The organism is Enterobacter sp. RIT637 (genome assembly GCF_019718755.1).
Classification (GTDB): domain Bacteria; phylum Pseudomonadota; class Gammaproteobacteria; order Enterobacterales; family Enterobacteriaceae; genus Enterobacter.
The window spans coordinates 148,034-169,912 of sequence record NZ_JAIHAZ010000007.1 but is presented as its reverse complement, the minus strand read 5'-3'; the positions used below and the strand labels follow the sequence as shown (position 1 = coordinate 169,912).

Genomic DNA, 21,879 nt, shown 5'->3' with positions numbered 1-21,879 from the left:
AAGCGTGCGGTTAGGGTATGATGCGAAGTCGCGAAAGGGAGAGGACGGATGAAGCGAAAAACGAAAGTGACGATGAACGATATTGCGCGGGCGGCGGGCGTGTCGCAGGCGACGGTATCGCTGGTGCTTAACCAGTCCCGCAACATCAAGCTCAGCGACGACACCCGCCAGCGGGTGATTAACGTGGCCACCGAACTCGGCTACGACCGCCTCCCCGCCGTTCACGCCCCGCGCAACCAGGAGGAGATTGCCCTGCTGGTCAGCTCCATGCAGAGCTTCGACCCGTTTATCGACGCCATCAGCCAGGCGCGGGAAGCGGCGTGGCGCAACGAGACCCTGCTCACCGTCTACGACTACGGCGACGACATCGAGCTGGCGCTGAACATCATCCGCCAGCTGGAGAAGCGCAACTGCATCGGGATTATTCTCGCGTCTCCGGTCACCACGCTGGTGGACATGACGGCATTTCAGGACTGCACCCGCATCCCGCTGGTGCTGCTCAACCAGCGCGACCCCGGTTCGCCGCTGCTGCCGTCGTTTATCCCGGACGACTACGCCAACGCCTTCCAGGTCACTAAACACCTCATCGCCTGCGGGGCCACGCGCATCGCCCACATTACCGGCGAGAGCTGGATGGAGGCCTCGCGCCAGCGTCTGGCGGGCTACCAGGCGGCATTACAGCAGGCCGGACTCGCGCGCGACGACGGCCTGGTGCGCCAGACCAACTGGCAGTTCAGCGAGTCCTTTACCGCCACGACTTCTCTGTTGGAGCTGGCCGAGCGCCCGGACGCCATCTTCTGCGCCAGCGACTGGCTGGCGATTGGCTGCTATCAGGCGCTGGCGGTGAACGGCGTGCGCATCCCGCAGGACATGCTGCTGGCGGGCTACGACGACCAGAAGATCTCCGAGCAGCTCACCCCGCCGCTGACCAGTATCCAGCTGCCCTACAGCGAGCTGGGACGGCTGGCGGTGGAGTACCTGTGCAATCAGGAAGATGCCGCCACGCACGTGACGCTGGCGGGCAGGCTGAAGGTGCGCGCCTCAAGCCTCGTCTGAGGTAAACACCATGCCCGCATAGGGCTTCTCGCGACACGCCGCCAGCCGCGCGGCGAGGCTGCCCACATGCAGCTCCAGCTTGTGCCCGTCCGGGTCGAGAAAATAGAACGACGCCCCCTCGCTTTTATTCTGCTTCCAGACGGTGACGCCAGCCTGCTCCAGCCTTTGCGAGAACGGTTCAAAATCCTCTTCCGCCACGGTAAACGCGTAGTGGGTGTAGTCGCTCTCCTGCGGCGGCACATACTGGCGCGCCTCGCCGTACGACAGGCAGACCCACAGATCGCCACAGGTGAGATAGGCCCCGGTATTCCAGCGGGCGTGCAGCGCAAGCCCCAGCAGCTCGTGCCAGAAGGTGACGCTTTTTTGCAGGTCGCTGACCGCGAGGGTCAGGTGGTTGAGTGATTGCAGCATGACGTGCCCTTTTGTTTTTCGCGCCGGACGTGATACGGTAAAGAGATGAACATAAACCACGCCGTGCTCACCGTAAACCGCTGGTGGCTGCCTTCTTAAAGGCGGCACGGAGTAGTTTTCCCCATTTTCAGATAGCCGCCGAAAGGCGGCTTTCCCATTTCTAAGACCCCTTTCGGCAACTGCACATTAAGGAGTCTTCATGAACGCACCCACCATCCTCACCGGCGATCGCCCAACCGGCCCACTGCACCTCGGCCACTTCGTCGGATCGCTGCGCCAGCGCGTGGCGCTCCAGCATACGCACAACCAGTTTGTGCTGATTGCCGACCTGCAAGGGCTGACCGACAACGGCAGCAACCCGCAAAAAATTCGCGACAACATCCCCGAAGTGCTGGCCGATTACCTCGCCGCCGGCATCGACCCGAACCTGACCACGATCTGCCTGCAGTCCGCCCTGCCCGCCCTCGCCGAGCTGACGATGCTGTATATGAACATCGTCACCGTCGCCCGCGTGGAGCGTAACCCGACGGTGAAAAACGAGATTGCGCAGAAGGGCTTTGCCCGCTCGCTGCCGGTCGGGTTTATGGCCTACCCCATCAGCCAGGCGGCGGACATCACCGCGTTTAAGGCCGAGTGCGTGCCCGTCGGCGACGACCAACTGCCGATGATTGAGCAGACCAACGAGATTGTGCACAAGATGAACAGCCTGCTGCCCGTTCCGGTGCTGCGCCACTGCAAGGCGATGCTGAGCGACACCAGCCGCCTGCCCGGCATCGACGGCAGCGCCAAGATGTCGAAATCGCTCGGCAACACGCTGCACCTTTCGGCCAGCGAAGAGGCCATTCACCGTGCGGTCAGCGCCATGTACACCGACCCGAACCACCTGAAGGTAAGCGACCCGGGGCAGATTGAGGGGAACGTGGTGTTTACGTATCTCGACGCGTTTCACCCGGACAAGGAAAAAGTGGCGGCGATGAAGGCGCACTATCAGGCGGGCGGGCTTGGAGACCGGGTATGTAAGAACGAGCTGGAGGGGTGTTTGCAGGAACTGATTGCGCCGATGCGAGAGCGCAGGGCGATGTACATGCAGGATAAAGGGGAGCTGATGGCGATGCTTAAACGCGGGACGGAACGGGCGCAGGGGGTGACGCAGGAGACGTTGAGGGAGGTGAAGATGGGGCTGGGGGTGCCGGTGTTTAGTTAAGGTAGGTTTAGCGGTGGAGTGCGTGGGATAGGCATGAAACCGCTGATTATCTCATTAAAGATTAAATTGATACCTCTAACAATTCTTAATTCCTCATTTAGATAAGATAAATTGCTTCAATCACATTAATATTACATTGATAAATCCTTTATTGCGTATTAAAGGATTATTATGGCTGATGTAGAAGATATAGCCCGGAGATTATGCAACATTATCGCTTCTCCTGATACAGTTACTGGGCTTATAAATGGAGGGCTATCAGTACCGCTAGATTATGGATATCTGATTTATGGTATCTTTGACACGGATACCAGGTATGCTCGTGAAACTCAACGTATACGAATGATTACTGCCATAAAAAATGACATTTTGAATTACGAAAACATTGTCAACGCTGTCAAAATTATACTTAAAGAATTCAACAGATATTTAACAGAAGCGGAGCAGGATAAAATATACAGATCTGTAATGACTTCAATTGCAGGTAGAGTATCAACCAATTTTATTGCATCCACTATCGCGAAGCATGTTATTGAAAGAACATCTTTTACGTTTGTTGTTTTTAAAGGGAAAGGTAACCCAATCACAGCACTGAGCACACTTCTTTTATTTGGGGGAATGGCTGAACGATCAATTAGGACATCTGACAGACTCAAAGCAGAAGCCCCAGAAGTATATCAACTTCTGAGACCCAGAGACTATGACCTACTTTATTTTCTGTTCGCTGATGCCGTCCAGCCTTTCGTAGATGCTATCCATGCAGGTTATTCAGAAGGAAAGCCTGTGTTTAATCAGATCATGAAGAAAGTTAATGAAAAACTAACTGCACACACTACGGCAGGCGCGTATGAGTAAGTTTATCATCCCAATTATAAACCTGCTTCTTTGCTCATACTTAGTATTAGCCTATATCCTTTGCTGGGTTGAATTCGAAACCTGGCATGATAAAACAATCGCTTTTTGCATCATTACCCTAAGCGCTTACATTATTTCATTAGTAATGAATAAATTACTGCCAGGAAAGATATCCATTTTTGGTGGGATCCTGGATGTGTTATCGGGCCCCTTACTGATCATCGGTGCATTTGCTTGTATAGCTGTCCTTGAACCATGGCCGCTGAAAATTATTGGCTTGTTCATATGGGTCGTGGCGATGTTGCACCTACCTTCTTTTGTAAAAATAGATGAGGAATAATCATGTCAAATCCAGCATATCTTTGGTTAACCGACGCTAATGGTTCACCAGTCGTAGGAGGTTCCATGGTGTCCGGTAGGTTAGGTGCTATTGAATTAAAGGCGGTCGCTCATCACCTCACCATTTCTGTGAGTGGAAATACAGGCCGACTAACAGGTACCCGTGTACATACACCGATTGCCGTTCAGAAAGAATTTGATAAAACGACACCGATTCTCATCAGGGCACTGTGTGAAAACCAAACGCTAAAATCGGCTACGATCAAAATGTATCAAATTGATGATGCAGGAATCGAGAGAGAATATTTCAACATTATCCTGGAGAACGTAAAAGTCACAGGTATTACGCCCAATCTGTTTCCGGGTTCTGGAACAGGAACTCATACAGAGACGATCGAGCTAAGATATGAAGCAATCACCTGGAAACACTGTGATGGGAATATCGTTTACAGAGATGCCTGGAATCATATGGCGATAGCCTGAACTGACTTTAACATTTCTCGGACCGAGGTAACGTTGTGCTTGTCGGTCCGACCAAGCGGAGCACCGCCGGGAAGCGCTAGCGATTATTTCTACCGCTTTAAAGGAGAGCATCATTATGGAACCCACTCTCTCTCAAGTCATTGAGGTTGTTCGAAAATCCTCAGGTGAGCATCGTAAATCTTTCGATAGCAATACGTTGATTGAGGCCGATTTGCATATTTGCGGTATCGACGGCGAAGACCTACTGGAAGACTGCGAAGAAGCGTTTGGCGTTCAGCTTGCCACGGAAGAAGATGGCTACAGGAAAACGTTCTCTCTCGCGGAGAATGAGTATCTGTTTACGGGTGAAGGCATAGACTTTTTTGGCATCTGTCGGTTTATCCGCTGGGTACGTGGCATACCCGAACCTGTTATATGTGATTTAACCGTCGGCGAACTTCACGCTGCGCTGGTTAACGCGGTGAAAGAGCAGGTTAAGCGTGATTGATTTTTACTTAAAACGGGCATGGGATGACATGCCCGTTTTATTACTTAAGAGTTACATTAGATGGGAAGCATGGTTACTCCGACATCGCCTTCCCTGTTCCACGCTTAACAGCCGGTATATCACCGGTATCATTCAGCGCTCCCGGAAACGTCTTAAGCCACTGCACGACTTTCTGCTTATTTATATTCACCACGCTCATACCTTCCAGGCATCCCCATAATTCTCTTGTATGCTGCGGCGTAATCACAATGCAGTCTTTCATGGCGCGGATTTTTACGGGCATACCGTTGATAAAACCTGCACGGTTCAACCAGTCGCCGCCCAGCAGAAGGTATTTCATGTCGATGCGCGCATACAATTCGCAGCAGGCGGCACTGTCCTGCGGCGTTTCCGCGCGGGGATGGACGGGTGCCGCGTTGGTCTGGTTGCCGTGAAGACGGCGGGCGCTGTTTTTGCGTACCAGCTCGCGGTTTTCAATCATGCCGGTGAAAGCGTCTGATTCTGTTTTGCAAACAGTAAACTCTGGCTTAAAATTCGTCGCAGCCATTTTCAACTCCTGATTAGTTGTTTGTGGTTAGCGGTATGGGGGTGTTGCAGCACCTTCATATCGCGAATTCTTCGTTTAAATTTCTTTGATACTTTCTTTCGCCGGTTGGCGTAATTTCTGGTGACCATTATACAGGGCTGAATATAAATACAGCGGTTTCGGGTGGGGTAAATTTGGAATTTGCGAGGAGGATTCAGGAAAAAGGGTTAGGTGCTGTAAGATTTTTTTGGTTGTTGGTGCATCGGCCAATATTGTGAGGATTATCACAGTTCTAACACCACCTTATAATCCGATGGCTTCCCGCAAACTCTCACACATACAGTTACCTTTATTACTTCCTAGTACGCTACCGAAGGACGTGCTTCGTATGCATCTTTATTTTTTCAAATACCTTTACAATTGTATTGCTAAAAGCAGATTATAAAACTGATTATAATACAATTGAAAGAATTTTATATAGTGAATGATTTCACAATCAACATATAATAAATCATCATTGTATTTATACAATACATTTCTCATGATAAAGTAACTTAATATTTTCTTAAAACAACATGGTATAAAGGAGAAGAAATGACAAACGTTGTGGACAACAAAATAAATGCGAATCCAACAAAAGAATTTTTTATTGAGATGCTAACAAGAGATATAGCGCTAGATCGTGCCATTTTAGATCTTATTGATAATAGTGTTGATGCAGCAAGACAAGTCAACAAACCAGAATCATGGATAAGATTAAATTTTGATACAGATAAATTCGAGATCTATGACAACTGTGGTGGCATGGATAAGCATCTTGCACAAACATATGCGTTCCGATTTGGTAGGCCATCTAACAGTCCTAAAACACCAAATTCAGTAGGTCAATTTGGTGTTGGGATGAAAAGGACGTTATTCAAGTTAGGTAAAAAATTTGTTGTTGAATCTAAAAATAAAGGAAAGGCTTTTAAAATAAGTATAAATGTTGATGAATGGAAATCCAGAGAAGAAAAAGATTGGACATTTGATATAGAAGATGTAACTGATACTAATTTAAACGATGGCGAAACAAGAATTACCGTTACAGATTTATATAATGAGATTTCCAGCTCACTTACACTAGAAACCTTCGAAAATTCTTTAAGCAGTGAGGTTTCATACGCTCATTTCAAAAGCATTAATAAAGGATTGAAAATATTCATTAATGAAAAACCTGTATCTGAATACAATTTAACGCTATTACATTCAGATGAAATACAACCATATAAACGAACGTTTGATGTCGGAGATGTACATATAAACATCACGGCTGGAATATCAAATAGAGACATAAAAAAAGGCGGTTGGTATATAGTATGCAATGGTAGGTTAGTTGAAAATTGTGAGCAAACAAGTATAACAGGATGGGGGGTTGAAAAAATACCACAATACCATGCTGATTATGCTTTCTTTAGAGGTATCGTAGAATTCGACTGTTCTAACTCAAGCAAACTTCCATGGACCACAACAAAGACTGGCGTCGACAAAGACAATCCTATTTATACAGCGGCGCTATATCATATGAAAAATGTTATGAGAGAAGTCATTGCTTTTTTAAAGGGTAGGGCAAAAGAAGATAACCAATTCAAAGAATCTCTTTTAGATCAAAAGCCACTAAATGATGCAATCACAAATGCAATAAGAGAGAAAAAAACCATTACTCCTTCAAATGCAATATTCTCTGATCGATTCATAGCTCCTGATCCTGTAACACCTTTATCTGAGCCTAAAGAAACATCAATTCAATATAAAGTTCTTACTAAGGATATTAATAAGGTTAAAGAAAGCTTAGGAATAACATCAAACAAAGAAGTTGGTGAAAAAACATTCAACTACTATATGGAGTATGAATGTTAAAATGGCGAATTCAGGTAAAAAAATAAATTATGCTATTAGACCAGCTAAGAACATTGAAAGAAAAATGTTCAGAGATATGCTTATAAGGTTATTTCCTTTTGGAATATTCTCTCAATATCAATATATCGGTTTCGGTTCTAAATATTTTGTGGACTTTACCATTATACATAAATATCTGCATATCAATGATATGATTAGCATTGAGAGCGATATAGCAAACCAAGAACGCTATATATTCAACAAACCCTATGAATGTATTAATGTGAAATTTGGCCGTTCTACAGAAGTATTACCTAAATTAGATTTAGATAAAAAAACCATAATTTGGCTTGATTATGATGATGCCTTCTCTAATTTTATGCTTGAGGATATTTCCACGTTAGTTTCCAAACTGCCAAGTGGCTCTATCATATGTATGAGCTATAACAGTCATCCATATCAACGGATACAATTGGAAAATGAATATACTGATATTTCAGAAGGTTACTACCGGACAAAATTTGAAGAAATATTTGGTGAGGAGCATATCCCTGGTAATTTTAGTGAACAGGGGTGGACCAACAAAACTAGCTTCTCTAAATTTATTAGAAACGCTGTTAACTCACAAATAACAACAGTCTTATCAAGCAGAAATAATATTGAAAAACCTCGGGAACAGTGGATCAATTGTAAACAAATTCTTTACTTTGATTACGCTGATAATGCGAACATGTCAACGTTATGCTTCGCATTGGTTTCGGAAAAAGATAAGTCAATGCTGACCGCTTGTAATTTAGAGGAGCTTGATTTTTATAGAGATAGTACAACGTCGTATGAAATAAAGATACCGAACCTAACAAGTAAAGAAGTAAGATATTTAATGGAAAAAATGCCTAATGAAGGGAAAATTGATCTGCTTAAAAATATTTTCAATGATAATGATGTTGAGGAGTTTAAGAAAAATTACAGATACTATCCATCCTTTACGGAAATAGAGTCATTTTAATTCAGAGGAGGCTTCCCAATTTAAGGAAGCCTTTTCAAAAAATTATTACAAAAGAGATCGGAATTTATTTGTTATTTCATCGTAAGGTATGTCTTGCGTATATCCACCAAATGAAACACGTATCGCACTCTGAATACGTGCAGTGTCGTATCCCATGGATACTAAAACATGAGAGGGAGTATAGCTACTGGAAGTACAAGCTGAACCATTTGAAATAGCTATTACACCTTTCAATTTTACGATTGCAGCTTCTGAATTAACGCCGGGTATTGAAAAATTCAAAATATAAGGAGTCGTGTCACTTCCGTTAATTTGCGCACCAAATTCATTAATAGCAATAATGAAATTCTCTTTTAGAGCAGAAACATGTTTTATCCACTTATCTTTATTCTCGCTCACAAGTTCACAAGCTAAACCTAACCCTGCAATCAAAGGCGTTGCAAGAGTCCCCGGACGTAACCCTTTCTCCTGCCCGCCACCAAAATAAATAGGGGATAATGGGGGTTTAATAAATCCTCGTCTCCTTGTAATAAGTGCTCCAATACCCTTCGGAGCATATAGTTTATGTCCGCTAACACTAATCAAGTCAATACGTGGATCTTCTAGACCAAATGGAAATTTACCATAACTCTGTGCTGCATCAACATGTAAGTATGCTTCATGCCCCGCTAATAATTGACATACTTTATTTAGAGGTTGGATAGTTCCAGTTTCGTTATTAACATGCATTATTGAAACAAGAATAGTATCGTCTCTTAAAGATGCTTTAAGGTGTTCTGTATCAACTTTTCCTTCAGGTGTAACATTAAGATAAGTCACACTAAAACCAAGCCTTTCCAAATATGCAATCGGTTCTAGTACAGCTTTATGCTCAATCTTGCTTGTAATTATATGTTTTTTCCCAATTTTTTCGGCAAACTCACGCAGCCCTAAGATCGCAATGTTATTACTTTCTGTTGCACCACTAGTAAAAATAATTTCATTTTTATCAGCATTAACTAGTGCGGCAACCTGAGCTCGTGCAATTTCTACGGCACGTTTTGCACTTACCCCATATTCATGGGTTCGACTGCCAGCATTTCCATACTCTTCTGTCATCAATTTGTAAACAAGATCAGCCACTTCAGGAAGAACAGGGGTAGTAGCACTGTAATCAAGGTAAACTGTCATTTGCTTATTCCTAAAAAATCCAAAGACATCATCCAACCATTTTGCTACTATGTTAGCTCATGTTCGTACGAACAAACCATTTTTTTCGTTCGAACACAATCTGTCCAGTGAAAAGTTGAGGGCTGTCAATCGTGAACCATATAGTATCTGGAATTAGTTTCCCCGCGATTCGGGGGATTCAAGCTGGACATGAATACTATATCGTGATGTGTCCCCTCAAAAGACTTAAAAAAATTTTTACATTAGATGAGTCGATGCTGGCTGAAAGTGACAAAGCACAACGAGTGTTAAACCATAGCCGTATCCCGCAGATTGCACATTATATCCACAGTAACAGGCTAGATTATACATTTTCAGCCATAACAGCTTGCATCGAAGGACAGACGTACTTTGAGCCAATAGCGGCTGAAGGACATGGCAATAAGATTGGTAATCTTGTTGTTGATGAAGATGCAGAGTTCTATCTGACTGATGGCCAGCATCGTAGTGCGGCGATTCAACAAGCGTTAGAGCAAGATCCCGCACTGGGAGATGAAACTATCTCCGTAGTTTTCTTCGTGGATAAAAATCTTAAACAACGGCAAAAAATCTTCCGTGATTTAAATCTTTACCCTATTCCAGCCAACAGATCCATAGCTGTGTTGTATGGTTCTACGCCTGAAGAAAATCTGACTAATCATGTTGTAGAACATAGCGAATTTTTTAATGGTGTTGTTGAGTTTTCAAGCCGTATCAGTAAGCGTTCAGCTAAATTTTTCATGCATAGTTCTGTGCATGCGGCATGTATGGAACTTTGTCCTCATGTCACAGAAAAAAGTTGGCAGCAACATGCAGAAAAAGCAGTGGAATTTTGGGACGAGCTAGCAAGTAACTTACCACTCTGGCAACAAGCAAAAAACCATCAGATTAAACCAGCGGATAGAGCAAATTATGTGTTATTCAGTGCGATTCTTCTGAAGAGCTTTGCCATGTTTGGCAATGAATTGCTTGCAGAACACACCAATTGGAAACCCTTCCTAAAAAAATTCCAAGGCATTAATTGGGCCCGAACAAACAAATTATGGATGGAACGCTGCTTTAATAAAGGTCGTATGGATCATAGCGTACACTCGGCTTTACTGACATTGAACGCGCTAAAACAACATTTACAGCTACCCTTAAATGCAGAGCAACAAAAAGTCGAAGATAAATTTTTAGGAATCAAAAAATGAGTTATACAGTTATCAGTCCGTCTTACTCAGCATTTAACAAACGAGGCCTAAAAGCGACTGTTGCTGCCACTATCGCCCATATCAAGGGATTATATTTATCCGATCAAATCCCTTGGGTCATCGGGTACAGTGGAGGTAAAGACTCAACTGCAGTTTTACAGTTAGTATGGTCTGCGCTGCAGGAACTAAAAACAGAGGGTCAATGTCATAAAGATGTTCATGTTATTAGCACTGATACACTTGTAGAAAATCCTATTGTTGCTATGTGGGTTGAAAAATCATTAGAACGAATGATCGAAGCAAAACAACAACAAGGTCTTCCTATTCAGCCCCATCGCCTGACACCTGACGTCAAAGATCGGTTCTGGGTCAATCTCATTGGTAAAGGTTATCCCGCTCCGCGCTATAAATTTCGCTGGTGTACCGATCGTCTAAAAATTTCTCCATCTAATAATTTCATCAATAACTTGGTCGATAAAAGAGGTGAGGCCATTTTAGTTCTTGGCACCCGCAAATCGGAAAGTGCAACCCGTGCGGCTACAATGGAACACTATGAAACAACAGAAACCAACACCCGTCGAGCAGATGGACTAACGGCAAATGGTACTTTAGATAGAGTTTGGGTGTATCCACCAATTGCCGACTGGACTAATGATGATGTGTGGATATATTTGAACTCAGTATCCAACCCTTGGAATTTCCCCAATCAGGATCTAATGGGTATGTACCAAGGAGCTACAGAAGGTGGTGAATGTCCACTCGTAGTCGACAAAAGCACTCAAAGCTGTGGTGACAGCCGGTTCGGCTGTTATGTATGCACTATGGTATCTGAAGATAAATCCATGTCAGCAATGATTGCGAATGATGAAGAAAAAGAATGGATGTATCCATTATTGGCTCTACGTAACGAAATTGACGTAAACGATGTAAATCATGATAAAAAACTAAGCAAACTACGCCGCGACAAATCTCGTCGTGATTTTCGCCGCATGAATGGTTCACTAACTGTACACATAACAAAAAATGGTGCCGATATTGTTCCTGGACCATATATACAAACTTTTCGTGAAGAACTTCTTGAAAAAGTATTGTTAGCACAAGTGGCAGTGCAGAAAATGGGACCTTTAGAAGTAAAAAACCTTGAACTACTACCTTTAGAAGAGCTTGAAGAAATACGCCGTATATGGCTAGAGGAAAAATTGGAAGTTGAAGATAATCTTCCTGCTATTTACCAAAAAGTAATGGGCAAACCTTATCCTGGCTCGCGCCGAGCTCATCATCCTATACTGAACAAAACAGTGTTGGATAAACTCAAAACTTTCTGTGCTGAAAATAACGATGATGAGGGTCTGATGTACCAACAAATACGTGCTGCTATGGCTATTGCCAATAGACATAAAAGCCAGTTGCGACGAGCTAATTTAGCAACAGAGTTAGCTGATAGTTTAGAAAAAGGGGCATTTTCATCTTTGGATGAGGCTAAAACATTTGCCCTTGAACGTAAACGGCTTGAGTTACAAATCCAGCATGACAATTCACCAAATTTGTCAGAAAAAGAAAAAGAATCTATTAATGAGCAGATTGCTATTATTACTCGTTCAGTCAAAGAACGGGGATATAGCTCATTGCTGATTGAAACAGAGGTAGTCAGCGATGATATTTAACAAATTGCAACTCACCAACTTCGGTATTTATCAAGGCGAACATTCGATTAATCTAGAAGTTGAGCGAGATAAACCGGTTGTCTTAATAGGGGCATTAAATGGTGGAGGTAAAACCACTTTCCTTGATGCTATACAATTAGTGCTTTATGGTAAGCATGCTAGATGCTCTAACCGTGCAGGTACTGCCTATGGTTTATTTTTAGCTAGTTGTAAAAATCGTTTTTCATCTCCTGAAGCCGAGGTTAAACTACACTTAACCTTTACTCATCAAACAGAAGATAAAGTAAATCGTTATGATATTGAACGAAGCTGGTATGTAAAAGGTTTAGATACTAAAGATAAAATTAAAGTGTATGTTGATTTGCAGCCAAACGAGCATCTAAGCCAACATTGGGATGAATTTGTTAACGAATTTATCCCTATTAGTTTATCGGACCTATTCTTCTTTGATGGTGAGAAGATTGAAAATCTTGCACATCCACAGCGCTCATCTGAGCTAGTCAAAACTGGTATTGAGAGTTTGTTAGGGCTGGATTTGCTATCACAACTGCAAATTGATCTTGCTCAGGTGGATAAAAAACGTCTTGCATCTAATGTGGATCAAAGCGTTATAACAAAAGTAGAGTCATGCGAAAATGAAATGGAACAGTGTAATGCTGCTATTTCAGATTTGAAAAAAGAACTTGTTGAATTAGAACATGAGATTAGTAGCACCTCCATTGCAGTTAATAAAGCTCGTCAAGCTGTACGTAATGCTGGCGCTCATCTTATAGAAAAACGTGACGAACTTAAGTTTGAGCTAGGTACTATTGAAACTAAATTAAAACTAAACAAAGCTGAACAGATTAGATTAGCAGCTGGTGCAGGTCCATTAGGGTTAGTAAAAAATCTGATAGAACAAACTAAAATCCAAATTCATCTGGAATCGAAAGCAACACAATCCAAAATACTGTATGAGGCAATTGATACTTATAACGAAAAGTTATTGAATGTTTTAAAAACCACTTCTGCATCTAAACTGACCATTTCTCAAGTCAATAGCATTATTACTGCTCAAATGCGAGAACAGGAGTCACTGGCTAATGTCGAATGTTTTTTGAAAACGGATATTGGTATTTTTAACGGGTTAGAAGATCGTATTTTACTAGAGTATAAACAACAAAAACATCTTCGAAATGAACAGCAACAATTGCTTGAAGAACAAGCCTTACTACAACAACAGTTGGATACTGTACCTGACTATGAGTCAGTACAACATTTAATTACTGAATTAGCTGAATGTGAGACAGAAATCAAAAATCTGACTACACAGTACAAACAAAAACAGCAATTACTTGATCAAATTGTTGCAAAGAGCAATATTTTATCACTACGCTATACTAATTTATTGGCACAACAAAACAGAGACACTTTTGAGCAAAAACGGACAATTCAAGTAAGCAATCACATTAAAAAGCTAAAAACAACTTTGCAAGGCTTTGCTGAACTATTGATAAGTGAAAATATTGATCGGTTACAGACATTAGTGAAGCAAAAATTTGATGCTTTAGGACGCAAGTCGCACCTTATCAACCAATTAAAAATCTGCCCAGAAAGCTTTAATATCACACTTTATGACGTAGCTGATAATATAATTGAGACAAGTAAACTTTCAGCAGGTGAACGACAGCTACTGGCCATCGCTATTTTATGGGGTCTAGCAGAAGCCTCAGGTAAAGAATTACCTACGGTTATTGATACACCACTTAGTAGATTAGACGGTAAACATCGAAACAAGTTGGTAAATCACTATTTTCCTAAAGCCGGTCCGCAAGTAATCTTGCTTTCCACGGACGAGGAAATTATTAATGAGTATTATCAGCAACTTAAACCGTACATAAGCCGCGAGTTTCATATTGGTTATAATGAGCAAAGTAAAACGTCCAGTTTTAATGAAGGATACTTTTAATTATGCAACATATTGATATTATCCGTTTATCAGAAAAACAAAAACAACAACTGATCACTCTTAAACGCAAAACTGGTATAGAAAACTGGAATGTATTGTGTCGCTGGGCGCTTTGTAAATCTTTAGCAGACCCAACAATACCACCAAAGGAAGATATTCCTTCAGATAGTAATGTTGAAATGAGTTGGAGAACTTTTTCTGGGGAGCATTCTGAAATTTATTTATCTATATGTAAAACTGCATTTAAAAGTCAAAAAGTAGAAAATGATTTTTTAAAATTTCTAAAATGTCATATTTCCCGCGGAATATCTCTTCTTTTAAAGGAGGATAAATTTATGAATTAGCTTTCAAATAACGTTCTGTTGACATAACGACCAGGCAATAATGAAGCGTGATGCTGGCAAACAACCTGCATACTCACAGGTGTGAGCAATTTTGAATCGCCAAGAGAAGATCTGACTGTTAGTTCTGAATTGTTAATATTATTAGGACAATCTTCTATCTCACACTTGCGACGCATCCCTATTAGCCGTACAACCCAATAGTAATATCTTTTTGGAAATAGCTGATTAGAAATATCAGCTCTTGTTCCCATGCTGAAGCCGGTAATATGATTACTTTTTACTTTATTAGCCCACCCACATATCAATCTATAATTTTGAATATCATCCCCCCCTCCTAATGAAAAAGGATATAAATGATCAATTTCAATAGACAAATCGCGATGATTTATCCCCATTGGTTTATACTTATCAATAAAGGTAGGTAGTTTTAATTCTAAATATTCCCCTTTACGAGCTGTGAAATTATAGAGAGCTTCATCTGAAAATTGATAACCTGTTAACCAGCACCTTGGTTTAGGCCCATAAATTCCTAATAAATCTTGCTTTATCTTGTTAGATATATTCGAGCGTTTCAACTTACTCATATTCAGTTGTTCTACACGATTGAAAACTATCGTACTAATAGCTTTAACGATTTCTTTTTTATCTTCTCCCGATATTTGTTTTCCAACAAGCTCTCCAATTGTTATATTTATATCATTTATTATTGTTGGCAAACTAATATTTTTATTTATGTTTTTCTCATCAATAAATTGTTCAATGATCCATTTTGACCATTCACGAATAATTTCACCATGCATCATGTCTCTACGAACCCCCATTAAAAAATCTGGGGGTTTGATATGAGAAATTTCTTGTTGCATGTCCCAATCCCATGTGCTCTCAGGATTAAGGACACTATTTTGAATTTGCTTGATAGTAAGTATAGACATATTATTTTTTCGGCTGTCTGTAAAATCTTACCTGCGGTAACTGCCCAGGACTATCCCTATATTCGGTCCATAAATCAGACCATCTAGCTCTTATCCCAGTTGAATCCTTTTTAACACCAGAAAGTTCCCAGTCGCGATCGAAATATTTTGTATTAACACCTTCAAGCCATCTATTTATAACATCATTAATTTGTTCTTCATCATCTAATGTTATCTTAGCAATACAAAGAAATCTAAAAAAGTCGGCTGCAAGTATGGTTAGCGATATTTTATTAAATAAATTTGAACGTCGTGTATTTCCCCAATAATTGAATCTGGAGTTATCTGTTACATCACCAAATTCATCCCTTATTTTTGACCAGAAGATTACAAAAAACTTTTTCCATACACCATCTAATGCCCGCCATTGTTCGTAAGCATCTTCACGATTATGTGATTCTACAAGTGCTGAGTTTGCAAGATAATTGTCTCTCCATGTTTTAGCATAATCAACTTTAGTATGGAATAAACTACCACCATTTAAATTTCTAAAGATTTGAATAAGAGATCCCATTACATTCCATTGCAGAAGATCTTTTTTATCAGATTGCATACCTCTTTCGACAAGCCCGCAGAAAGGACTTTCCGGATTACGAGCTGCCCATGTAATAGCTCTCGCCTCTTCCAATAAAATACCAGAATCCCTCAGTCTATTATTGACTAATCCCATCTCATCATCTGTTAAAGAAGTTGAAATAATCGTTCCAAGTAGTGATTTTCCAATTGGTGTAGCTTTTTGATTAATCACGACAAATTGAAAAACTTGTTCTTTTGGGTCATCATCCATCAGCAATGAAATTGGCAATTTTCTTGATACAAGACGAAGGATATCTCTTTCCACTTTGTTAGGTTCTTCACCTGCAAGAACTTTATCAGCCATCATATCTACATATTTGTCATTTTGAATATGATGTTTTGCTGCTATTATTGCTCCTTTGAGTCGATGTTGACCATCAACCAGAGTCACTGGCAAAAGAAAGGATAATAGAGCGTCACGATCAAATCCTAAGAAACTATCCATACCGGACAGGAGAATAGGATCTATTTCTTTAAGAATTTCATGCCTAATAACAACATCACGCAAGAATTCATGTAAATGAGTCTCTTCTAAAATGACGGATTCAGTTTCAGTCTCTGTTTCTAAATAATCATCTGGTTCATGATCAACGTCATCACTGTGAATTTGTTGTGAAAGTTGACCTTTAAGTTTTTCAAATAATACGCGATCTATTACTTGATTATATTTCCCAAGCCGTTTCTCAAGAGAATCTCTCAGCAATGAAAATAAAAATAAGTAATTTGCTTTATATAGGTCAGGAAAACTAATTTTAACCTTTCCTACGATCGAGTCCGGCTCAGATTCGAAGGCAACGCTCCCCCCTTCAATACCCCGCAATGCACATATTAAGCTGTTTTGAATTACATTACTCTCATTAAGATAGAAGCGTCTTATTTGCTCTAATCTCGCTTTATTTTCAACTCGCTGAAAACCTGAACTTTCAGCCCCATCTGGTTGAAAAGTTTTCTTCTGCGGGATTCCAGCCCAAGTTTCAATATCAGTAGCCGGCGCACCAAATAATAAAATCGGTTTACTGCTTTCAGTTTGATGCAAAATTACTGCATCATACTCAAAGTTTAACATTTCCATTACAACCCCTCTCAAATCTCGCCAAATTTTAGTTAGTTTTATTGCGATTGGTGGCGTATCTGCAGTTTTCCCCATCCGTAGATACGGCTTCTTTACCTTCAGACACTCTAACATTATCATAAAAAGAATCATAAGATAATGGTTTAACACATTGATTAAATGATATTTTAACCACAAATTTTAAGGAAAATGTTCGGACCTGCTCCCTGTTGGTACGAGCATAATCGAACCGAAATCCAATCGTCTATACCAACATGTGTTGGTAGATGTACGTTGATGTCGGTTGACCTTGAGAGAGAAACTATAGCGGGAAAGATAGGTAAATACTGGATTCCAGACACAAAAAAAGCCGCCCTTAAGCGACTTTGATTTGCATTTTTTGGTGCCGAAGGCCGGACTCGAACCGGCACGTATTTCTACGGTTGATTTTGAATCAACTGCGTCTACCGATTTCGCCACTTCGGCACTGAAGGGGATGCGGAAACGTTGTGGATTATACCTGTCGCGCGCCGCCATGCAAGCGACGACGCGCTAAACCCGCGCTAAGTGCCCAAAAAACCAGCGCCCTTCGTCACTCCAGTTCAGACACCGCCAGACGAATCACCCCCGCCGCCTTCTGCTCCGGCAGCGCCAGCACCTTCGCCCACATCTCCTGCACCATATCGCAGGAGAGCTTCTCTTTGCCCGCCGCCTTCTCCGGCATCTGCAGCAGCTGGATGTCCTCGCCGTACTTATCGGCTAGTTGCTTCATAATCGGCCGCACGTCCTCGACGGCCGCCTCGCGTTCGGCCGGGGTCACGGTGTGGCGGTTTTTGCCGTAGGCCGCGCGCATCATGTCGGCGTCGGCCTGCATGCGCCGCGCCATCAGGTCTTTATCCAGCATGCGCATCGGGTTCACGCCGCCCTTCACCGTCGGGTAGAGGAAGCGGAAGCAGGCGTCGTCGCTCACCTTCTGGATGGCGGCGGTCTGCTCCATGTTGATGGTCATGTAGTTCACCACGTTGGCGTCCGGGGCGTTCTGCAGGCGCGACATCTGCAGATGCAGGATCTGCGGCTGGATGGTGTCGATAATCTGCTGCTCCGGCTCGCCCGCTTTTTGCAGGGCGGCCATCTGGTCGAGGATGCGCTGATGCAGCGCGGGCTCCTGCTCCTTAATCACCTGCCAGGCGGGCATCGCGTTGAGGGCGTTATCCATCTGCCGTTCCGGGGCGCGCTGCCTGTCGAAAAACACCCAGAACGCCACGGCGGCGGCGGCAATGACGACAATCACAGTACGGGTCCACGTTTTATTCATCTCGCATCCTTATCCTTGAGTTGTGCCGGTTTACACCGGCACGCCGCTGTGGAAGCGAAACTCGTTGTCCGGTGTCGAGATAAGTGTGGCTTCAATTTCGCCAAAATGCTGTATGCGCGGTGAGATATCGTCGTCGCTCACCTGCCGGGCAAGCGTCAGGTAGTCCTGATAATGGCGCGCTTCCGAGCGCAGCAGCGAGAGATAGAACTTCTGCAGGTCGTCGTCGAGGAACGGGGCCAGCGCGGCGAAGCGTTCGCAGGAGCGGGCTTCGATGTAGGCGCCGCAGATGAGCTTGTCGATCAGCGTCAGCGGTTCGTGGGTGCGCACGTCCTTCAGCATCCCTTTGGCGTAGCGGCTGGCGGTGATTTTGACGTACGGAATGTCGCGGGCCAGCATCGCCTCGCGTACCTGCCAGAAGTGGTGCAGCTCCTCTTTAATCAGCAGCACCATGCTGTCGATGAGCGCCTGGCCCCACTGATCGTCGGTTTTGGGCATCACGCTTTTGCCAATCTGCCTGTGCAGGGCGATGAAGTCCGGCTCCGGGCCGTCGCGGAAGGTGAACTGTTCGTAGGGTTTGAGCCAGTCGAGCAGCGCGTCGGCACCGCTTTCGTCGGCGACGTATTTGCGCACCAGCAGCAGCGCGGTCTGGGCGGCCTTGAGCTCGCACACCATGTGGTCGGTGAGCAGCAGCGGCAGGTTCGCCGGGTCGCGGGCTTTATCAATCCATGCTTGCGGGGTCGGGCACTGGAGGAAGTTGAGTACGGGGGCGAGTATCTGCGGGTAATCCATGGTTCTGCCTTGAAAAAGCGGTGGCGCGCGCCACCGCCTGAAACGCTTAGTGACGCACGCCGTCGTCGTCTTCGTCGACGTAATCTTCGTCGTCGCCTTCTTCGCCGTGTTCACCGTTCGGATCTTCGAAGTAGGTTCCCCAGCCGTCGTATTCCACTTCAAACTTCTCGGCCAGGTTCATCAGCTGTTCTACCTGCGCGTCGATCAGCTCCGCCTTCAGCGCGCCTTCGCTCAGGATGTCGCAGCAGATGACGGTGTCGCCCTCTTCCACTTCCAGCTCTTCCGGCTCGGTCACTTCGTAACCCAGCTTGAAGGCTTCCACGGCCAATTTTTCCAGCGCGTCGAAATCATCCGCAGAGAAATGGTGCTCGATGGTGTACAGCGCGTCCGGATCGCTACCGTCTTCCAGCAGTTCTTCAATAATCAGACGCGTCTCTTCGCGTTGCTCTTCCAGGTGTTCCGGGTTTGCCATGGCTCAATCCTCTTTAAAGTGCGGCAGATACTTCTATTTTCACACACGGACGGGTTTGCCTCCACCTTTGTAAGAAAGAATTGTGAAACGGGGTTGCAAATGAATAATTACACATATAAAGTGAATTTTAATTCAATAAGTGGCGTTCGCCATGCGAGGATAAAATGTCCGATTTATACAAGAAACACTTTCTTAAACTGCTCGACTTTACCCCTGCACAGTTCACTTCTCTGCTTACCCTTGCCGCACAGCTCAAAGCCGATAAAAAAAATGGCAAGGAAGTACAGAAGCTTACCGGTAAAAACATCGCGCTCATCTTCGAAAAAGACTCGACCCGTACACGTTGCTCTTTCGAAGTTGCCGCATTTGACCAGGGCGCGCGCGTCACCTATTTAGGGCCGAGCGGCAGCCAGATTGGGCATAAAGAGTCAATTAAGGACACCGCGCGCGTTCTCGGGCGGATGTACGACGGCATTCAGTATCGCGGCCACGGCCAGGAAGTGGTCGAAACGCTGGCGCAGTACGCGGGCGTGCCGGTGTGGAACGGGCTGACCAACGAGTTCCACCCGACCCAGCTACTGGCGGACCTGCTGACCATGCAGGAGCACCTGCCGGGCAAGGCGTTTAACGAGATGACGCTGGTCTACGCGGGCGACGCGCGCAACAACATGGGCAACTCGATGCTGGAAGCGGCGGCGCTGACCGGGCTGGATCTGCGCCTGGTGGCCCCGAAAGCCTGCTGGCCGGAAGAGAGCCTGGTGGCGGAGTGTAGCGCGCTGGCGGAGAAGCACGGCGGGAAGATCACGCTGACGGAAGACGTGGCGGCGGGCGTGAAGGGCGCGGACTTTATCTATACCGACGTGTGGGTGTCGATGGGCGAAGCCAAAGAGAAGTGGGCGGAGCGGATTGCGCTGCTGCGCGGGTATCAGGTTAATGCCCAGATGATGGCGCAGACCGGCAACCCGAACGTGAAGTTCCTGCACTGTCTGCCGGCGTTCCATGACGACCAGACCACGCTCGGCAAGCAGATGGCGAAGGAGTTCGATCTGCACGGCGGGATGGAAGTGACAGACGAGGTGTTTGAGTCGGCGGCGAGCATCGTGTTCGACCAGGCGGAAAACCGGATGCATACGATTAAGGCGGTGATGGTGGCGACGCTTGGGTGTTGAGTCCTCTGCGCGCTGGTGCCCTCACCCCGGCCCTCTCCCACGGGGAGAGGGGGAAAACACTAAAAAACGACAACAGGGTTGTCGTTTTTGCTTTTACCTTGCACGGGGAGAGGGAGCAAACCGGCTCCATTTCATTGATTTTTCACCCCGAAAAAGGTACGTTTTCGCCTTAATTCCAGCGTGGACATGCCAGCATTATGCCGATTATTCAGTCTGTTGAACGTGCGTTGCAGATCCTCGACCTGTTCAACGAGCAGGCCACCGAGCTTAAGATCACCGACATCAGCAAACTGATGGGGCTGAGCAAGAGTACCCTCCACTCGCTGCTGAAAACCCTGCAGCTTCACGGCTATATCGATCAGAACCCGGAAAACGGTAAATATCGCCTCGGCATGAAGCTGGTCGAGCGCGGTCATTTTGTCGTCGGCTCCATCGATATTCGTCAGAAGGCGAAAGGCTGGCTGACGGAGCTGTCCCAACGTACCGGGCAGACCACCCATCTGGGGATCCTGGACGGGCGTGAAGGGGTCTATATCGAGAAGATTGAAGGCAAGCTGGCCGCCATCGCCTATTCGCGCATCGGCCGCCGCCTGCCGGTTCACGCCACCGCTATCGGCAAGGTGCTGATTGCCTGGCTGGGCGAGGCCGAGCTGAACGCCCTGCTGGAAGGCTATCAGTACACCACCTTTACGCCCGCTACCCTCGCGTCTCGCGAAGCCTTAATGAGCGCCCTGACGCAGATCCGCGAGCAGGGCTACGCCCTGGACAGCGAAGAGAACGAGCAGGGCGTGCGCTGCGTGGCGGTGCCGGTGTGGAACCACGAGTCCCGCGTCATCGCCGCCCTGAGCCTGTCGACGCTGACCTCCCGCGTTGACGACGCAGAGCTGGCTAATTTCCGCGAGCAGCTTCAGCAGGCCGGGCTCGCGCTGTCACGCGCGCTGGGCTACCCGGCCTGAG

At 44.9% G+C, this 21,879-nt stretch carries 22 protein-coding genes, 1 tRNA gene and 1 pseudogene; 15 read left to right on the top strand and 9 right to left on the bottom strand.

Annotation, left to right across the window (positions count from 1 at the left end; genetic code table 11):
- Nucleotides 1-48: 48 nt before the first annotated feature.
- Entirely contained in the window at nt 49-1,056 is a 1,008-nt protein-coding gene (locus tag K5E19_RS13150) for a LacI family DNA-binding transcriptional regulator (RefSeq protein WP_221551594.1), read from the top strand.
- Here the strand turns inward: K5E19_RS13150 and fosA are convergent.
- Complete coding sequence (fosA, locus tag K5E19_RS13145) at nt 1,042-1,467, bottom strand: FosA/FosA2 family fosfomycin resistance glutathione transferase (protein WP_221551593.1); 426 nt, start codon at nt 1,465-1,467, stop codon at nt 1,042-1,044. The two genes, K5E19_RS13150 and fosA, sit on opposite strands and share 15 nt — an antisense overlap.
- Before the next feature lie 199 nt (nt 1,468-1,666).
- Between fosA and trpS the strand changes: the two genes are divergently transcribed.
- The 5 genes from trpS (at nt 1,667) to K5E19_RS13120 (ending at nt 4,835) form a co-directional block, all read left to right on the top strand.
- Complete coding sequence (gene trpS / locus K5E19_RS13140; protein WP_221551592.1) at nt 1,667-2,671, top strand: tryptophan--tRNA ligase; 1,005 nt, start codon at nt 1,667-1,669, stop codon at nt 2,669-2,671.
- 171 nt (nt 2,672-2,842) lie between these two features.
- Nucleotides 2,843-3,526, top strand: a complete 684-nt coding sequence (locus K5E19_RS13135) for a hypothetical protein (protein WP_221551591.1) — start codon at nt 2,843-2,845, stop codon at nt 3,524-3,526.
- Complete coding sequence (locus tag K5E19_RS13130) at nt 3,519-3,866, top strand: hypothetical protein (RefSeq protein WP_221551590.1); 348 nt, start codon at nt 3,519-3,521, stop codon at nt 3,864-3,866. The genes K5E19_RS13135 and K5E19_RS13130 overlap by 8 nt, the downstream gene beginning before the upstream one ends.
- A gap of 2 nt (nt 3,867-3,868) precedes the next feature.
- Nucleotides 3,869-4,348: a type VI secretion system tube protein Hcp gene (locus K5E19_RS13125; RefSeq protein ID WP_221551588.1), complete on the top strand. Its 480-nt coding sequence runs from the start codon at nt 3,869-3,871 to the stop codon at nt 4,346-4,348.
- A gap of 115 nt (nt 4,349-4,463) precedes the next feature.
- Nucleotides 4,464-4,835, top strand: a complete 372-nt coding sequence (locus K5E19_RS13120; protein WP_221551586.1) for a hypothetical protein — start codon at nt 4,464-4,466, stop codon at nt 4,833-4,835.
- Between the two features lie 73 nt (nt 4,836-4,908).
- On the opposite strand, the gene K5E19_RS13115 is transcribed toward K5E19_RS13120, so the two are convergent.
- Nucleotides 4,909-5,382, bottom strand: coding sequence for a SymE family type I addiction module toxin (locus tag K5E19_RS13115; RefSeq protein WP_221551585.1), 474 nt, complete (start codon nt 5,380-5,382; stop codon nt 4,909-4,911).
- Nucleotides 5,383-5,955: 573 nt separating this feature from the next.
- Here K5E19_RS13115 and K5E19_RS13110 point away from each other — a divergent pair.
- Together K5E19_RS13110 and K5E19_RS13105 are read left to right on the top strand one after the other, a co-directional pair.
- Nucleotides 5,956-7,257: an ATP-binding protein gene (locus K5E19_RS13110; RefSeq protein ID WP_221551583.1), complete on the top strand. Its 1,302-nt coding sequence runs from the start codon at nt 5,956-5,958 to the stop codon at nt 7,255-7,257.
- Entirely contained in the window at nt 7,217-8,242 is a 1,026-nt protein-coding gene (locus tag K5E19_RS13105) for an O-methyltransferase (protein WP_221551665.1), read from the top strand. The genes K5E19_RS13110 and K5E19_RS13105 overlap by 41 nt, the downstream gene beginning before the upstream one ends.
- A 45-nt stretch (nt 8,243-8,287) precedes the next feature.
- On the opposite strand, the gene dndA is transcribed toward K5E19_RS13105, so the two are convergent.
- A complete protein-coding gene (dndA, locus tag K5E19_RS13100) occupies nt 8,288-9,412 on the bottom strand; it encodes a cysteine desulfurase DndA (protein ID WP_221551581.1) in 1,125 nt (374 codons plus the stop codon).
- A 131-nt stretch (nt 9,413-9,543) separates the two neighbouring features.
- Between dndA and dndB the strand changes: the two genes are divergently transcribed.
- The 4 genes from dndB to dndE are packed head-to-tail and all read left to right on the top strand — an operon-like array spanning nt 9,544 to nt 14,579.
- Nucleotides 9,544-10,623, top strand: coding sequence for a DNA sulfur modification protein DndB (gene dndB / locus K5E19_RS13095; protein WP_221551579.1), 1,080 nt, complete (start codon nt 9,544-9,546; stop codon nt 10,621-10,623).
- On the top strand, nt 10,620-12,287 hold the full coding sequence (dndC, locus tag K5E19_RS13090) for a DNA phosphorothioation system sulfurtransferase DndC (RefSeq protein WP_221551577.1): 1,668 nt from the start codon (nt 10,620-10,622) through the stop codon (nt 12,285-12,287). Before dndB ends, dndC begins: the two co-directional genes overlap by 4 nt.
- On the top strand, nt 12,277-14,235 hold the full coding sequence (gene dndD / locus K5E19_RS13085; protein ID WP_221551576.1) for a DNA sulfur modification protein DndD: 1,959 nt from the start codon (nt 12,277-12,279) through the stop codon (nt 14,233-14,235). Before dndC ends, dndD begins: the two co-directional genes overlap by 11 nt.
- Nucleotides 14,236-14,237: 2 nt before the next feature.
- Nucleotides 14,238-14,579 (top strand): DNA sulfur modification protein DndE, encoded by a 342-nt coding sequence (gene dndE, locus K5E19_RS13080; RefSeq protein WP_221551575.1) that lies wholly within the window; start codon nt 14,238-14,240, stop codon nt 14,577-14,579.
- Here dndE and K5E19_RS13075 read toward each other — a convergent pair.
- From K5E19_RS13075 to rraB, 6 genes are all read right to left on the bottom strand, one after another.
- Nucleotides 14,576-15,511, bottom strand: coding sequence for a hypothetical protein (locus tag K5E19_RS13075; RefSeq protein WP_221551574.1), 936 nt, complete (start codon nt 15,509-15,511; stop codon nt 14,576-14,578). The two genes, dndE and K5E19_RS13075, sit on opposite strands and share 4 nt — an antisense overlap.
- 1 nt (nt 15,512) lies before the next feature.
- Nucleotides 15,513-17,198: a hypothetical protein gene (locus K5E19_RS13070; RefSeq protein WP_221551573.1), complete on the bottom strand. Its 1,686-nt coding sequence runs from the start codon at nt 17,196-17,198 to the stop codon at nt 15,513-15,515.
- A 380-nt stretch (nt 17,199-17,578) separates the two neighbouring features.
- Nucleotides 17,579-17,663: transfer RNA gene (locus K5E19_RS13065), tRNA-Leu, on the bottom strand.
- Nucleotides 17,664-17,769: 106 nt separating this feature from the next.
- Complete coding sequence (locus K5E19_RS13060; RefSeq protein WP_221551572.1) at nt 17,770-18,492, bottom strand: topoisomerase II; 723 nt, start codon at nt 18,490-18,492, stop codon at nt 17,770-17,772.
- A gap of 30 nt (nt 18,493-18,522) precedes the next feature.
- Nucleotides 18,523-19,281 (bottom strand): tRNA isopentenyl-2-thiomethyl-A-37 hydroxylase MiaE, encoded by a 759-nt coding sequence (miaE, locus tag K5E19_RS13055; RefSeq protein ID WP_221551571.1) that lies wholly within the window; start codon nt 19,279-19,281, stop codon nt 18,523-18,525.
- 46 nt (nt 19,282-19,327) lie between these two features.
- Nucleotides 19,328-19,753: a ribonuclease E inhibitor RraB gene (gene rraB, locus K5E19_RS13050; RefSeq protein WP_221551570.1), complete on the bottom strand. Its 426-nt coding sequence runs from the start codon at nt 19,751-19,753 to the stop codon at nt 19,328-19,330.
- 99 nt (nt 19,754-19,852) lie between these two features.
- Between rraB and argL the strand changes: the two are divergent.
- The 3 genes and pseudogenes from argL to xynR all read left to right on the top strand — a co-directional run.
- Nucleotides 19,853-19,945 (top strand): annotated as a pseudogene (gene argL, locus K5E19_RS13045) (putative translational regulatory protein ArgL); the annotation flags it as partial.
- A complete protein-coding gene (gene argF, locus K5E19_RS13040; RefSeq protein WP_221551567.1) occupies nt 19,918-20,922 on the top strand; it encodes an ornithine carbamoyltransferase in 1,005 nt (334 codons plus the stop codon). The pseudogene argL and the gene argF, both read left to right, overlap by 28 nt.
- Nucleotides 20,923-21,119: 197 nt before the next feature.
- A complete protein-coding gene (xynR, locus tag K5E19_RS13035) occupies nt 21,120-21,878 on the top strand; it encodes a DNA-binding transcriptional repressor XynR (RefSeq protein ID WP_221551565.1) in 759 nt (252 codons plus the stop codon).
- Nucleotide 21,879: the final 1 nt, after the last annotated feature.

What these genes read in the sequence shown, in the direction of transcription:
- dndC (WP_221551577.1), top strand. Translation starts at nt 10,620, where the DNA reads ATGAGTTATACAGTTATCAGTCCGTCTTACTCAGCATTTAACAAACGA.
- trpS (WP_221551592.1), top strand. Translation starts at nt 1,667, where the DNA reads ATGAACGCACCCACCATCCTCACCGGCGATCGCCCAACCGGCCCACTG.
- K5E19_RS13075 (WP_221551574.1), bottom strand. Translation starts at nt 15,511, where the DNA reads ATGTCTATACTTACTATCAAGCAAATTCAAAATAGTGTCCTTAATCCT.
- K5E19_RS13110 (WP_221551583.1), top strand. Translation starts at nt 5,956, where the DNA reads ATGACAAACGTTGTGGACAACAAAATAAATGCGAATCCAACAAAAGAA.
- K5E19_RS13070 (WP_221551573.1), bottom strand. Translation starts at nt 17,198, where the DNA reads ATGGAAATGTTAAACTTTGAGTATGATGCAGTAATTTTGCATCAAACT.
- dndE (WP_221551575.1), top strand. Translation starts at nt 14,238, where the DNA reads ATGCAACATATTGATATTATCCGTTTATCAGAAAAACAAAAACAACAA.
- rraB (WP_221551570.1), bottom strand. Translation starts at nt 19,753, where the DNA reads ATGGCAAACCCGGAACACCTGGAAGAGCAACGCGAAGAGACGCGTCTG.
- fosA (WP_221551593.1), bottom strand. Translation starts at nt 1,467, where the DNA reads ATGCTGCAATCACTCAACCACCTGACCCTCGCGGTCAGCGACCTGCAA.
- K5E19_RS13125 (WP_221551588.1), top strand. Translation starts at nt 3,869, where the DNA reads ATGTCAAATCCAGCATATCTTTGGTTAACCGACGCTAATGGTTCACCA.
- K5E19_RS13060 (WP_221551572.1), bottom strand. Translation starts at nt 18,492, where the DNA reads ATGAATAAAACGTGGACCCGTACTGTGATTGTCGTCATTGCCGCCGCC.
- argF (WP_221551567.1), top strand. Translation starts at nt 19,918, where the DNA reads ATGTCCGATTTATACAAGAAACACTTTCTTAAACTGCTCGACTTTACC.
- xynR (WP_221551565.1), top strand. Translation starts at nt 21,120, where the DNA reads ATGCCGATTATTCAGTCTGTTGAACGTGCGTTGCAGATCCTCGACCTG.
- dndD (WP_221551576.1), top strand. Translation starts at nt 12,277, where the DNA reads ATGATATTTAACAAATTGCAACTCACCAACTTCGGTATTTATCAAGGC.
- miaE (WP_221551571.1), bottom strand. Translation starts at nt 19,281, where the DNA reads ATGGATTACCCGCAGATACTCGCCCCCGTACTCAACTTCCTCCAGTGC.
- K5E19_RS13150 (WP_221551594.1), top strand. Translation starts at nt 49, where the DNA reads ATGAAGCGAAAAACGAAAGTGACGATGAACGATATTGCGCGGGCGGCG.
- dndA (WP_221551581.1), bottom strand. Translation starts at nt 9,412, where the DNA reads ATGACAGTTTACCTTGATTACAGTGCTACTACCCCTGTTCTTCCTGAA.
- K5E19_RS13115 (WP_221551585.1), bottom strand. Translation starts at nt 5,382, where the DNA reads ATGGCTGCGACGAATTTTAAGCCAGAGTTTACTGTTTGCAAAACAGAA.
- K5E19_RS13130 (WP_221551590.1), top strand. Translation starts at nt 3,519, where the DNA reads ATGAGTAAGTTTATCATCCCAATTATAAACCTGCTTCTTTGCTCATAC.
- K5E19_RS13120 (WP_221551586.1), top strand. Translation starts at nt 4,464, where the DNA reads ATGGAACCCACTCTCTCTCAAGTCATTGAGGTTGTTCGAAAATCCTCA.
- K5E19_RS13135 (WP_221551591.1), top strand. Translation starts at nt 2,843, where the DNA reads ATGGCTGATGTAGAAGATATAGCCCGGAGATTATGCAACATTATCGCT.